The sequence below is a fragment of the Stenotrophomonas sp. ASS1 genome (assembly GCF_004346925.1).
Taxonomy (GTDB): domain Bacteria; phylum Pseudomonadota; class Gammaproteobacteria; order Xanthomonadales; family Xanthomonadaceae; genus Stenotrophomonas; species Stenotrophomonas maltophilia_A.
The window spans coordinates 2,386,324-2,399,702 of sequence record NZ_CP031167.1 but is presented as its reverse complement, the minus strand read 5'-3'; the positions used below and the strand labels follow the sequence as shown (position 1 = coordinate 2,399,702).

General features: G+C 65.2%; 12 protein-coding genes. 8 read left to right on the top strand and 4 right to left on the bottom strand.

Annotated features, from left to right (window positions below):
• Positions 1–26: 26 nt before the first annotated feature.
• A complete protein-coding gene (locus MG068_RS11255; protein ID WP_132810211.1) occupies positions 27–326 on the bottom strand; it encodes a hypothetical protein in 300 nt (99 codons plus the stop codon).
• 283 nt (positions 327–609) lie between these two features.
• Positions 610–912, bottom strand: a complete 303-nt coding sequence (locus MG068_RS11250) for an EF-hand domain-containing protein (RefSeq protein WP_071229610.1) — start codon at positions 910–912, stop codon at positions 610–612.
• Positions 913–1,212: 300 nt separating this feature from the next.
• Between MG068_RS11250 and MG068_RS11245 the strand changes: the two genes are divergently transcribed.
• The 4 genes from MG068_RS11245 (at position 1,213) to MG068_RS11230 (ending at position 6,317) form a co-directional block, all read left to right on the top strand.
• Entirely contained in the window at positions 1,213–1,920 is a 708-nt protein-coding gene (locus MG068_RS11245) for a CS1 fimbrial subunit B flags: Precursor (protein ID WP_240792068.1), read from the top strand.
• A 110-nt stretch (positions 1,921–2,030) separates the two neighbouring features.
• Positions 2,031–2,525 carry a CS1 type fimbrial major subunit gene (locus MG068_RS11240; protein WP_071229608.1) on the top strand — a complete coding sequence of 165 codons (495 nt, stop codon included), beginning with the start codon at positions 2,031–2,033 and terminating at the stop codon, positions 2,523–2,525.
• 67 nt (positions 2,526–2,592) lie between these two features.
• Complete coding sequence (locus tag MG068_RS11235) at positions 2,593–5,133, top strand: TcfC E-set like domain-containing protein (protein ID WP_132810210.1); 2,541 nt, start codon at positions 2,593–2,595, stop codon at positions 5,131–5,133.
• Positions 5,130–6,317, top strand: coding sequence for a hypothetical protein (locus MG068_RS11230; RefSeq protein ID WP_132810209.1), 1,188 nt, complete (start codon positions 5,130–5,132; stop codon positions 6,315–6,317). Before MG068_RS11235 ends, MG068_RS11230 begins: the two co-directional genes overlap by 4 nt.
• 53 nt (positions 6,318–6,370) lie before the next feature.
• On the opposite strand, the gene pip is transcribed toward MG068_RS11230, so the two are convergent.
• Positions 6,371–7,318 carry a prolyl aminopeptidase gene (gene pip / locus MG068_RS11225; RefSeq protein WP_132810208.1) on the bottom strand — a complete coding sequence of 316 codons (948 nt, stop codon included), beginning with the start codon at positions 7,316–7,318 and terminating at the stop codon, positions 6,371–6,373.
• 114 nt (positions 7,319–7,432) lie between these two features.
• Here pip and MG068_RS11220 point away from each other — a divergent pair, with 114 nt between their 5' ends.
• Together MG068_RS11220 and MG068_RS11215 are read left to right on the top strand one after the other, a co-directional pair.
• Complete coding sequence (locus MG068_RS11220; protein ID WP_132810207.1) at positions 7,433–8,098, top strand: TraX family protein; 666 nt, start codon at positions 7,433–7,435, stop codon at positions 8,096–8,098.
• 459 nt (positions 8,099–8,557) lie between these two features.
• Positions 8,558–8,914 (top strand): hypothetical protein, encoded by a 357-nt coding sequence (locus tag MG068_RS11215; RefSeq protein WP_132810206.1) that lies wholly within the window; start codon positions 8,558–8,560, stop codon positions 8,912–8,914.
• Positions 8,915–9,071: 157 nt separating this feature from the next.
• On the opposite strand, the gene MG068_RS11210 is transcribed toward MG068_RS11215, so the two are convergent.
• Positions 9,072–11,267: a TonB-dependent receptor gene (locus MG068_RS11210; protein ID WP_132810205.1), complete on the bottom strand. Its 2,196-nt coding sequence runs from the start codon at positions 11,265–11,267 to the stop codon at positions 9,072–9,074.
• Between the two features lie 239 nt (positions 11,268–11,506).
• On the opposite strand from MG068_RS11210, the gene MG068_RS11205 reads away from it, so the two are divergent.
• On the top strand, positions 11,507–12,091 hold the full coding sequence (locus MG068_RS11205) for a TetR/AcrR family transcriptional regulator (RefSeq protein WP_132810204.1): 585 nt from the start codon (positions 11,507–11,509) through the stop codon (positions 12,089–12,091).
• 77 nt (positions 12,092–12,168) lie between these two features.
• Positions 12,169–13,257, top strand: a complete 1,089-nt coding sequence (locus tag MG068_RS11200) for a DNA glycosylase AlkZ-like family protein (RefSeq protein WP_132810203.1) — start codon at positions 12,169–12,171, stop codon at positions 13,255–13,257.
• Positions 13,258–13,379 lie beyond the last annotated feature (122 nt).

Below are 13,379 nucleotides of genomic sequence, written 5' to 3'. Positions count from 1 at the left end.
AACACGAACGGAACGGATGCAACGGTTCAGGCGTGGCGCATTGCCAGCACCGCCGGTGACCACAGCTGCATGTGCAGGCGCTGGCTGCCACCGATGCACAGCGGCTTCATCGCATCGCGCAGCGGGTAGGGCAGGTGGCGCAGCACATTGATGCGCTCGCTGATCGGCAGCAGCGACAGCGCGTCGGCCACCACGCGTGGCGAGCCGAGCGACAGCGAACGGGCGAACATGACCGGGCCGTGCTGCAGCAGCTGGCTGCGCAGCGCGGCAACATCGCGCTCACCAATCAGGCGGCGCAGGGTGATGTAGAGGATCTTGTAGGACATGGGGGCGATCTCCAGGCAGACGGCACCTGGCGATCCCCCGTCACTCAGGCAGGCAGGGACCGGCGGGCAGGCGCCAGGAACAGGCAACAGGCGGGCATACGGGGCGCGGTGCGCCCGGCAGGGTCGGGGTCCATCTGCGTCTCCATGAGGGGAGGGAGCCAGCCAGGATTGCCCTGGCCAGTGGCGCTATTGTCCGCCCCTGAATGGGGTAGTCCTAGAGGCTCGTGGGTTAGCCCGGCTATACCTTGGTATAGCCAGACCCCGCGAAGTGCCAAGGCGCGGATCAATGGGCGGCCGGCGTGGTCTGCTTGCAGACGTCATATTCGCCGGATGTGAGCGTCTTGTCGCGATCGGTATCACAGGCGTGCAGGCGCTCGGCCCAGTCGGGTGCCACGGCATCCACTTCGGCCAAGGTGACGATGCCGTCCTTGTCCTTGTCCAGCGACTCATAGGACGGAATCAGCTTCACTTCGGTTACGTCCTCGGCCGCGGTGGCCTTGCTGGCTTCCTGGGCCTTGGAGCACGCACCGAGCAGCAGGCCCGCGCAAAGGGTGAGGGCGACGGGAAGATAGCGGACCTCGGTCATGACAGGCTCCAGAAGTAGAGGTGCGGGCCACCGTTGTGGTGGCCACGGCCGGATCTTCTGCGCGGGACTGTAAGCCGGTTGCGAAGAATGCAGGTAAGCGTGCAGGCAAGTTGGTTGCCGTTCACCGCGTGCGTGCAGGTCCTGCAGACCAGGAGCGGCAGACTAAGAATGTTTTCAAACGAGTAGGACATGTTTGATTTTTGCAACTTCTTGTATGTCGAGGTTGTGACGCCGCCGTGAAAATTCGCGCTCGCCTTTCCCCGCGGGCTCGCAATGCATCGTCTTCTCACTTTGATTCTGTTGGTCATTCTGTCTGGTAGCGCGCACGCATCCACCCCACAGATCAACGTCGGCGTACTGTTCGACTACCTGCAACCCACGCACAGCAACCTGCTCAAGCGCATCCGCAACACCGGTGACGCCACGGCTTACGTGCGGGTTGAAGTCACCCAGATGCACTTCGATGCAGACGGCAAGGCCAGCGAAACGCCGGTGGATACCACCGCGCTTGTCCGGAACACGCCGGATGCGCAAGGGGTCATCGCCAGTCCCAGCCGCCTGATCATCGCAGGCAATGGACAGCAGGCTACACGCCTGGTGTATCGCGGTGCGCGTGACCAGGAGCGCTACTACCGGTTGCGCTTCATCCCGGTGGCGCCGACAGCCGAGGAATTCTCGCTCAGCGAAGAGCAGGCCCGGGAGGCAGCGGAGCTCACTTCGGCCATCCGCGTATTCACCGGCTACGGCACGATCTTCTTCGTCGCGCCGGAGAACCCGCACTACGACACGCTCATCGAACAACAGCAGGTGCGCAATCGCGGCAATGCCACCGTGGTGCTGGACAATCTGCGCCAGTGCGAGCGGAACCACCCCGATACCTGCACGCCGGGAATCATCGCCCATGTACGCCCCGGCAACAGCTACGCGCTGCAGGCCGCCGAGCATCAGTACCTGCGTTTCGAGCTTCGCGAAGGCGACAGCCAGCGCAGCATCGACTCGCGCCGTTAAGCCCGATTCCACCGATGGTTTTGTCCCGAACGGGCCTGTCAGGCGCCCGCTGGGACGGCGTTGCCCTTGCCTGGCACCTTGATTCCTACCCTTGAACCTGGAGTGCATCCATGTCCCTGAAGACCACCCTGCTGGCAGCGGCCACCGCCCTGCTGATCACCCCGGCCGTTGCCCTGGCCGCTACCGAAACCAAGTCCATCACTATCAATGTCACCGCCGACGTACCGAACAGCGCCGGCCTGCAGGTGTCCACCCCCGATGGTTGGGAAGGCCTGCCGCAGAACCTGCCGTGGGATACCGCGCGCCAGACCCTGAGCGATCTGACCGGCCGCGTCATCAACATCAAGTCGCCGGCGGCGATCAGTGCCTATCTGTCGGCACCGGCGCAGATGGCATCGGCCGCCGATGTGGTCGACCTGGCAGTGAAGTTGGACAACGTGGTGGTGCCGCCCACCTCGGCCGCGAAGATCGAAGTGGCCAATGCCACCCAGGCGGCCGCCGGCAAGTCACTGGCCTTCGCCATTGCCCCGACCGCGCCGAGCGGTGGCTACAAGCAGGGCAGCTACGGCGGCCAGTTCCACATGATCTTCGAGAGCGACATCTGACGATCATGCAGCTTCGTGCCCTTCCTGCCGCATCGCCGATGCAGCGGGAGGGCACGGGCATCCGCCCATGAAACGACCCCTCCGTCCCGCATCTCCGGCCCTTGCGCGATTGGCTGCTGGCATCGGCGCCGTGGTGTTTGCCGCGTCCAGCCATGCCGCCGGTCTTGCGCTGGGTGAGCTGCCCAGCCTGCTGGAGCAGCGCGAGCGCATGCCTGCGGAGTTCCGCGAGCATCTGTTCGGCAATCCGCTCACCGTGCGGGTGGAGCTGGACGGTCGCTACCTGGGGGACGCCGAGGTGCTGCTGCACGAAGACAATCGTGTGCAGCTGATCGGCTTTGGCGAAGCCCATGACAGCCCGCTTCCGCAGACGGAGCGGACGCGCTGGGTCGAGGCGCTGGCCGAGCCGATGGCGCTGGGCGTGTGCAGCCAGCAATGCCGGGGCCTGGCTGCGCTGCATTACAGCCTGTCCAATTCCCTGCTCAGCCTGCTGAATCAAGCAGGTGCGCACAAGGAAGGTCGCCACGTCGCGCTGCCGGAGCGCGGCAGCCATGGACTGATCGTCCGCAACAGCGTGGCCGTACATGGCGGCCAGGAGCAACAGACGTCCGCACGCTACAGCGCCGAGCTGCGTGGCAGTGTTGGCCGCTGGAGCACTGTCGGCAGCTACCAGTATTACGCCCAGCCGGGCAGCCGCGAGCACTATCTCAGTGCCCTGTATACCCAACGCGAGCTGGGCGACCACTTCGTGCGTGCGGGCTACTTCCTGCCCACCTTCGAAGGCATCATCCGCCAGCCGCGCGCACCCGGCACGCAGAACGATACTGCGCTGGGCTTCATGCTCGGCTCGTCGGACGTACTGCTGGCCGACACGCGCAGCCCCAGTGTGTACCCGGTCTATGTCACTGCCAGCCGCGAAGGCGTGGTGGAGATCCTGCGCGACGGCAACCTGCTGTCCACGCAGGCCGTCAAGCCGGGCATCCAGGAGATCGACACCCGCCGTCTTCCCGGTGGCATCTACGACGTGGAACTGCGGGTCATCGAGGATGGCCACGAGGCCTCGCGTGAGACCGCGTCGATCCACAAGCCCAGTCGCTGGAGCGACCCCACACGCCGATGGCGCTACAGCGTGTTCGCCGGCCAACAGCGTGGCCTGCTCGATAGCGGTCGAGCACTGCAGGAGGGCAGGCTGGCCGCGGGTGCGGTGGTCAATTACCTGGTGCACCCGCGGGCGGTGGCCGGTGCCACCGTGCAGCAGATCGGCACGCGCCGCGCGGCGGGGCTGTCGATGGACTGGCAGGCCAGCGACCGCTTCAGCACCTACACCAATGTCTACACCTCCAGTGATGCCGGGCGCGGCGTCGACCTGCAGGGGTTGTACCGCTACCGCGCCGGGTCGGTAGTGGCCAACCATGCTCGCAGCTGGGCCGAGCAGCGCCAGCGCGTCCTGCCCGGTGACGGCTCCGCACCGCGTTGGGTAACCCGCGGGGGCTGGCAGGACACAACTGCCGTGTCGATCACCCATCGATTCAGCCATCGCGACAACGCCAGCCTGCGGGTGGCGCGCACCTCGGGCTTCACCAAAGGCACTGGCATCGATGTGTCCTATGGACGCCGGGAGACCCTGTTCGGCAGGCACGACGTGAACTGGCGGGTCTCGGCCTACGACCGCCCTGGCAGCCGCTTCACCCATTACCGGCGCCAGCGCGGGGTCGATCTGACCGTCAGCGTATCGCTGGGCAGCGAGCGCCGCAGCTACAGCGGTAGCCTGGGCACCCGTACCGGCGAGGCTGGCCAGCGCGATACGTATGTCAGCGCGGCAGCCACGCAGCGTGTGGATGGCAAGTTAGTGCAGAGCGTGAATGGCATGATCAGTGCCGAGCGCAGCGGCATCGGTGCAGGCGCCGGTGCCTATCTGCAGAGCGCGCTCTTGGAAGGCGATGTACAGCTATACCGTGGCGCGGGCTCGGGCCACGTGAGTGGCAGCGCCAACCTGGACAGCACACTGGTGATCGGCGGCGGCCGTGCAGCGGTGCTTGGCCAAGGCCGCAGTGGCGGCGTGGATACCGGCATCATCGTTGACGTGCGCAGCGACTATTCCGATGTGAGGCTGCGTGCCGACGACAGCCGGGGCGGTGGCGTGGAACTGAAGGCAGGGCGTAACTTCGTGCCGGTGACCGCCTACCGCGCAGGCCACGTGCAGTTTGATTTCCAGGGCCGCCATGCACCCGCGGCCACGCTGCAACCGGCAACCATCAGCTACCACCTCAACAAGGGTGGAGTGATGCACGCCACCGTGGATGTGCTTCGCACGTTCACCGTAATGGGCCAGGTGCAGGATGCCGACGGCAACGGCGTGCGCGGTGTGCAGGTGATCAACCATGCAGGCCGCAGCGTCAGCCAGGAGGAAGGCTTCTTCACATTGGAGCTGAGTGCACGTGCGCCGGTGCTGGAACTGCGCTACCCGAATCAGATCAGCTGCGTGCTGACGATGGAGGAGGGGCGCTATCCGCGAGAAGGCGATGTGCTGATGGTGGGCAGCTTGGGCTGTCCTGCAGCGGTGGTCTCGCGTGGGCAGGTGGGGCCGCGAATCGTAGGAGGGAGGGAATGAAACTGCTTCGACTGTGTTTCGCGCTGCTGATGTTTCTGGTCTCAGGACCCGCCTTGGCGCAAGTCGCTGAGGTGAAGGTGACCGGGCGATTCAGGCCGAGTGCGCTGAATCCCGGAAACAGCGAATTCGAGAACACGACCCCGAGGGGCAGCTTCTGCAACTGGAGACCTGAAGAATGTGACAAGAAAGGAGCCTACATCTTCAACGTCGGAGGCGGTGAATTCTGGAGAAAATCCGGTGATGGGGACAATGCCTCGCGTCGTGACACGACATACGTGCGTTTCCCAAATCCACGCATCATAAACTTGACCGAAGTAGCTACAGGACGTTCATTCCCAGCCAAGATCAGCTTCGCGGCTATCGCGCTCCGACTTGACTTTACCAATGGCGTGGACCCCTGGTACTACGGAATCAGCGGTGGCTGCACGGCAATTCGCGGTGGTGGTGGGCTCGGCTGGTCAAACGGCGGTTGGGGCGTGAGAGATCCTTCGGAACCGAAGGAATGCTTCAGCAACAGGCCTCGAAACTCGCGAACCTACAGGTATCGCAATGTTGGCATTGGCATCAAGGTGGAGTTGCCACGTGCGACCACGTTGTTGAATGGACGCTATGAGGCTTCCGAGAGTTGGTCGACAGGTGGTTTGGACGCCGATATCGACCTCGGTGACAACATCACTGGCACCAGCAGCATCCGAATGAACTTCGTGTTCGACGTGATTCATGACTTTGAGGTGATGTTCTCCAGCGAGTCTCCCACCGCACGACTTGTGCCTGATGGAGGCTGGTCTCAATGGATCGACTACGGTCTGGTGCCGAGACGATTGCATCAGGAGCTCCCTTTCAACCTGACCTCGTCGATGGACTTCAGCATGAAGCTGCGATGTGAGTATGAGGTAGATGATCGTTGCGGGATTCAGAATGCCGCCAATGATGAGCTGGTACCGGTGGACGTTGACGTCACCATTCCGGGAATGAGCAATGTGCGCGATGGACGGCCTGCGCAGAACACAGCGCTGCTGCCGGATGATGCGCGGGCGCCACGCTTCACCCCGGATGGCTATCTGATGCAGCGGCGTTCGACGCTTCGATTTACCGCGGGCCGCGAGGCGGTGACGGAGATGCTGAAGTCGCCCGGCTCGCATTGGCAGGGCAACATGACGGTGGTGTTCGATGCCAATCCGTGACAGGTGGGCAGAGCGCTGGGATGCCGGCCAGCGGCCGGCACTACCTCGTGCCTTCAGAAACGGTCGGCGAACGCATCCGTGGCGCGCACCAGCGCATCCACCGTCGCAGGCTCGTTCGCGCTGTGGCCGGAGGTCACCATCTCCAGCGTGGCCTCCGGCCAGGCCTTGGCCAGGTCCCAGGCGCTGCGCGGCGGGCAGATGATGTCGTAGCGGCCCTGCACGATCACGCCGGGGAGATGGCGAATGCGATCGATGTCGCGCAGCAGCTGGTCCGGTTCCAGGAAGATGCCGTTGCGGAAGTAGTGCGCTTCGATGCGGGCCTTGGCCAGCGTATCCAGCGGGTCATCCGTGGACACGGCATCCACGTCGTGCTGCAGGGTCGCTGCATTGTCTTCCCAGCCCAGCCAGGCCTGCGCGGCCGCGATGCGGGTGGCCTCATCGGCGCTGCCCAGGCGTGCCCAGTAGGCCGCGAGCATGTCACCGCGCTCGACCTCCGGGATATAGGCCTCGTAGCGGTCCCAGCGTTCCGGGAAGATCCAGCGTGCACCGCCGTTGGCCTCGGCGAACCAGCGGTTCTCCATCTCGCGGCCAAGGAACACGCCACGCACGATCAGGCCGGTGGCACGCTCTGGGTGCGCCTGCGCGTACGCCAATGACAGGGTCGAACCCCAGGAGCCGCCGTAAACCAGCCAGCGCTCGATGCCCAGGTGCTCGCGCACCTTCTCGATGTCGGCCACCAGGTCCTGCGTGGTGTTGTCGCGCAGCTCGCCGAACGGCATGGAGCGACCGCTGCCACGTTGGTCGATCAGCACGATGCGATAGCGCGCCGGGTCGAAGAAGCGGCGGTGGGTGGGCGAGATACCGGCGCCGGGGCCGCCATGCAGGTACACCACCGGGATGCCCTCGGGCCTGCCGCACTCTTCGATATGCAGAGTGTGCAGATCGCTCACCGGCAGGGTGAACTCGCGGTAGGGCTCGATGGCGGGGTAGAGGGTGCGCATGGGGCGTGTCTCACAAGCAGGGGCGGCCAGCATAGCGCCGCCGCCCGCTGCCTGCAGTGGCACATGCTTTCGCGGTGCTGGAAATGGGCTGGCCGATGCGCATAAGCTTCCGCGATGCAAGCGACCACGACAGGGATGTCCACGCCCGATCCCAGCCTCAGCAGCGGCGCACGCGAGCTGCTGAAGTGGATCGCGCTGCTGACCATGACCGGTGACCACGTGGCAAAAGTGGTCTACGGCGGCTACCTGCCGGTCATAAGCGAACTGGGGCGCATCGCGTTCCCGCTGTTCGCGCTGGTGATGGCCTGCAACCTCGCCCAACCGGGGGCGGACCTGCGCAAGTCGATCCGTCGCCTGGCCGTATGGGGCGTGGTCGCGCAACCGCTGCATGCACTGGCCTTCGGTTCCTGGTTGCCACTCAACATTTTGCTCACTTTCGCGCTGGCCGCGGTGGCGGTGCATGCACTGGCCAGCAATCGGCCGCTGCTGTTGTTGCTGGCGGCGGGCATGGCGCCAATGCTGGTGGATTACCAGTGGGCCGGTGTCGGCTTCGTGCTGCTGGGCTGGATCGCATTCCGGCATCGCGCGTGGTGGCTGCTGCTGGTCGGTCTCGGGGCGGTGTGCTGGGCCAACCACAATGGCTGGGCACTGCTGGCCATTCCGGTGGTGCTGGCTGCGGCGCGCGTGCCATGGCGGCTGCCGCGCTGGCGCTGGGCGTTCTATGGGTACTACGTGGGGCATCTGGCGGTGCTGGCGTTGATTGCCCATCTGCTTACGTAATGTCGGAACTGGCATGTGGGATGTCCTGAATGCCGGATGCGGTCAAGGAATGCGCGGTGCCGATGCGGGTGAAGCATGCCGCCACCGGCATGGTGCAAGTTATTGAATTTTCGGCGCGATTGTCGATATGCGACAATGCTGCCACTGCGTGAACGTTGCTGTCTTTGCACTTGGGTTGTTGGCGCCTGCCACCCTGTTGTGCACATGATGAGTTGCCATCGACAAAGGATGGCCGGGGGCTGGAATCCCCGTTGGTTGTGTTGTTCGCGCTTGTCAGCCGGCGTCGCCTTGTGCGGCGCCGGCTGACAACCCGTCCGCGCCTTATGGCGGGCGGTGCGTGGAGGTGCGCGCAAGCGTGCCTACCGGACTGTCTTCACGCAACCACCGGATTCCAGCCACGCACCGTCCGCCGCCTTTGTTAAGGGCGGTGGTCCCGCATGCCTTGCACGGAGACCTGCCATGAACGCATCGGAGCTCCCCCATCAGCGCGTCCCGGCCAATGCCGATGAAGGACACGACATCCCGCCCGATCCCAACAACCTGACGGCCCTGCTGCATCGCATCGGGCTGGGCGCGGCTTCTGACGGCCAGCCCTGGCCCGAGCGCCATCAACTGCCGGGCCGATGCATGGCATTGGCCGATGCCGATGGTGCGCTGGCCGGGCTGCGCATCGTGCAGGAAATCCTTCTGGCGGCCGAACGCGCCCGCCAGAATGGCGGCCCGGAACACTACGTCGGCGACCGCGTGATGGAAGGGTTGAAGCTGGCCGCGCTGGCATTGACCAGTCATGCCATCTATCGCCTGCATCCGGAATGAAAGGGTAGGCCGAGGTTCAGTAGATCCACGCCATGCGTGGATGCTTTTGGCGGATCAACATGGCGGCAGCCAGGCATGGCCTGGCTCTACTGATGAAGCGAGTCGAGCATGGCTCGACTCTACAGGTGATGCATGTCTGGCGCGGAGGCCGCCCGGTTCAGAAATCCATCGTGGCCGACAACAACACCGTCCTCGGTGCGCCCAGCGCCAGGCTGGAAAGCAACGGCATGCCCCAGTACGCCTTGTTGGTCACGTTGTTCACGCTGGCGCGCAAGGAAAGTGGTCGTCCGGCCATCGTGGTGTTGTAACGCGCACCCACATCAAACAACGTGCGCCCCGGCACAGACAGGCTGTTGTCGGCACTGATGTACTGCTTCGACATCGCCGTGGCATTGCCGGTCAAGGTGAGGCCCTGCAAGGTCGGCACATCCCATTCCACACCCAGCTTGGCCTGCCGTTGCGCTACGGCAGTGGCGATGCGCCCCTCATTCACACCGCCTGCTGTGCGGGTCAGCTTCGGCTCTACATAGGCCACGCCACCGAGGAGGCGCACGCCATCCAGTGGTGAGCCGAAGAAGCCCCATTCCACGCCACTGTTCCGCTGTTCGCCACCGAACGAGAAGATATTCGTGACCGGGTCGGTGTAGCTGCTCGGGCGCTTGATCTCGTACACGCTGAACGTGTGCGCGAAGCTGCCGAGGTCCAGTTTCAGACCCAGCTCCTTCTGCTTGGTGCGGAAGGGTGCGAACACATCGCCGGCATTGGCGGCGGTCATCGGCGCGGTGGCGCCCTGGCTGAGGCCTTCGATGTAGTTGGTGTAGAGGGAGACCGTGTCGGTGGCCTTCACCAGCAGGGCCGCTGCCGGCGTAGTGGCGCTCTCGTCGTAGCGTGAGGTGCGTGCACCGCTGGCGACATTGAAGGTCTCGCTGACCACCTGCTGGCGGCGCACGCCTACGGTCAACTGCACGCGGTCCTCGGCGAAGGACAGGGTATCGGCGAAGCCGAGGCTGTCCAGCCGCAGCTCGGTGTGCGAGATATGCGGTGCCACGAACGGCGCCGCCGGGCCCCACACCGGGTTGTACAGGTTCGTGGTCCAGTCCCAGCCCGGCACGCTGCGGCGGCCGTAGTCGTTCTGGGTGTGCTGGTAATGGGTCATGTTGGCAGCCCACTGGTGGCCGACGCTGCCGGTACGGAAGCTGCCGCGCAGGCCAGCGTCACCGGACTGCTTCTTGATGTCGAACGCCAGCTGGCCGATCACGGTAGTGAAGTCACCGGCCGGGTTGAGGATCTGCGCACTGATCGAACCGTTGTAGCGGTAGTCGGTCTTGCTGGTGCCGTAGGCCAGGTAGGCCATCAGGTGTTCGTTGATGTCCAGCTCGCCACGCAGCATCGCGCCCTTGTCCTGGCTGTCCACGTAGGCCCAATCCGGGTTGATCAGGGTGTCGCCACGCGGCGGTCGCGGAATCGCCACGCCCGGTGCCAGACCGACGCCACGCGCCGGGCCGTCCACGCGGTCGTCGGCGCTGTAAAGATCGGCCGACAGCCGCGCACGTTCGCCGCGCCAGTCCAATGCCAGCGAACCTAGCTGTACCTTCTTGCTCTGCTTGCCCACGGCGCCATCACCATCACGGTACGCGCCGTTGAAGCGGATGCCGAACTGCTTGTCTGTGCCCAGGCGACGGCCCATATCCACATGGGTGCCGAACTGCGCATCGGAGGCGAAGTTGGCGCTGACCCGCAGCAATGGCTGATCGCCGGCACGCTTGGGCACCAGGTTGACACTGCCACCAACCGAGCCGCCCGGTGGCATGCCGTTGAGCAGCGCGGACGGACCCTTCAAGACCTCGATGCGCTCGAACATCTCCGGCGAGGTGCGGTAGTACGGCGCCATACCGCTGAGACCGTTGAAGGTGGTATCGCTGGTGTTGGAGGCAAAGCCGCGGATGGCGTAGTTCTCGCTCCAGGCGCCGGTGACGCCGTTGCTGAACACCGTGGGGTCAGTGGCGGCGATGACATCGGTCAGGTCCTTGGCCTGGCGGTCGCGGATGAAGGACTCGGTATAGCTGACCGTATTGAACGGCGTGTCCATGAAGTCCTTGTCGCCAAGCAGGCCGACGCGGCTGCCGGCGGCCACCTGGCCGCCCGCATAGTCTGCAGTGACCCGGCGCTGTTCCTGCACCTGCACCGAGGGCAGGGTGGATGGTGCGGAGTCGGCCAGCGCGGCAGACGATGCCAGCAGCCCCAGCGCGAGGGCCGACACCCGGTAGCGCCGGGCCATCGGCGGATGCGGATGCACGCGGGTCGCGGCGGCCGCTGCACGCTGCAGCGGGGAGGAAAGGTGGTACACGGTCATGCCAGGTTCCTGTGAATCGCAGGTGCGAGCGCGCCTGGCGCGCTGCCGACGGCAAGCACGGGGGAGGGCGCGGCGCAGGGTTGTCGGCTGGGTGGGGACCTGGCGGGAAGTGAGCCATGGGCTCGATTGCGGACGGCGGCGGGGTTGCGAACCACACGCATTCCGAATTAGTTGAGTAAATTAAACTAAACCATATGAAGCGGACAAGAGGGTCCCTTTGCTGGCACCCTCACTACGGTATGAACATGCACCCTGAAACCCCGGCGTCGGCCCGTGGCCGTCCGCCCACCATCACCCCCGATCGCTTGGCCGACATCGGCATCACGTTGGGCCTGCCGAACCTGACCATGGCCAACGTGGCCGCCGAACTGGCGGTGACCCAGGCCGCGCTCTACAAGCGTGTGGCCAACCTGGAGGCCTTGAAGCGTCTGGTGGCCGATACGGTGTTCCAGCGCTGGCAGATTCCGTGCGCGTCGGCCGATGCACCGGGCGGGCTGCAGGCTTACCTGCTGGGGTTCGTGGAATCGCTGTGCGAGGTGGTGAAAGCGCACCCCGGACTACCGCCGTACCTGTTGCGCCGTTCGGTGGCGACCACGCCGACGCTGGAGAAGATCGCCTCGCACCAAGCCCATGTGGCCGAGGTGTTCGGCCTGCCGCTGGACAAGGCGCGCTGGCTGCTGGCCACGATTGCTTTCTACTGCATTGCCGGTGCGGACACGGTCTACGGGATTGCCGACGACGAAGAGGGCCAGGTGATCACCGAGTTCAAGCAGGGCATGCGTGCGCTGGTGATCGGTTCGCTGGAGGTGTTGGAACTTCGGTAGATCCACGCCATGCGTGGATGCGGTTGCACGGTTCGCCACGGCCCCCTCCATGCATGGCGTGGATCTACAATGCGGCCATGCCTGCCACGCCCACCCTCGATGATCTGCGTCGCCATGCGGTGGCGCGCACGCTGTTCAAACCCACCACGCTGCTGACCGCGATCCGTCGCCTGGGCTTCGTGCAGGCTGACCCGATCCGGGCGCCGGCACGCGCACAGGACCTGACCCTGCGCCATCGGGTGAAGGACTACCGCGCCGGTGATCTGGAGCGGCGCTATACGCGCCTGCCGGTGGAAGAAGATTGCCTGGTGAACTACGGCTTCCTGCCACGTGAACATCTGGCACTGATGCACCCGCGCGTGTCCAAGCGCGCATGGGATGCCGAAACGCAGCGCCGCGCGGCGGACGTGCTGGCTTTCGTGCGCGAGCGCGGCAGCGTGCACCCACGCGAGGTCGACCAGGCATTCGCGCATGGGCGGGTGACCAACTACTGGGGCGGCACCAGCAATGCCAGCACGCACCTGCTGGATGGCATGCACTACCGTGGCCTGCTGCGCGTGCAGCGGCGCGACAGCGGTACGCGCATCTACGCGGTGGCCGACCACGCGGAAGTCGATGCCAGCGAGCAGGCACAGATTGAACGCGCCGCCGCCCTGATTGACCTGGTGGTGCGCAAGTACGCGCCGCTGCCGTCGGGCAGCCTGACTTATCTGGTGCGCCTACTGGGCTACGGCGCACCGCATCTGGCCGAACAGACCCGGCAGGCATTGATGCTGGCCAAGCAACAGCTGGCCAGCTGCACGCTGGACGGCACCACCTGGTACTGGCCGGCAGACGAGAACCCGCGCTCGCGCCGTCACGCACCGGATGAGCAGGTGCGCCTGCTAGCCCCGTTCGATCCCGTGGTGTGGGACCGCCGCCGCTTCGAGCTGCTGTGGGGCTGGGTCTACAAGTTCGAGGCCTACACGCCTGCGCCGAAGCGCCAGTACGGTTACTACGCGTTGCCGGTGCTGTGGCACGACCAGGTGGTGGGCTGGGCCAATCTCAGTGCGCGCGATGGTGAACTGGCGTCCAGCGTGGGCTACGCCGGCAAGTCACTGGCCCGCGACAAGGTATTTCGTGGCGCGTTGGAAGATGAGCTGCAGCGCATGGCAGCTTTTCTGTAGAGCCGAGCGGCGAATTGGCACCTATCGCTCCCGGTGCCCACCAAGGTGGGCCGCTACCAAAGCAACGCCGCGCAGGCCCGGTAGTCGCCAACCTTGGTTGGCGTCGCTTTCACCAATGCCCA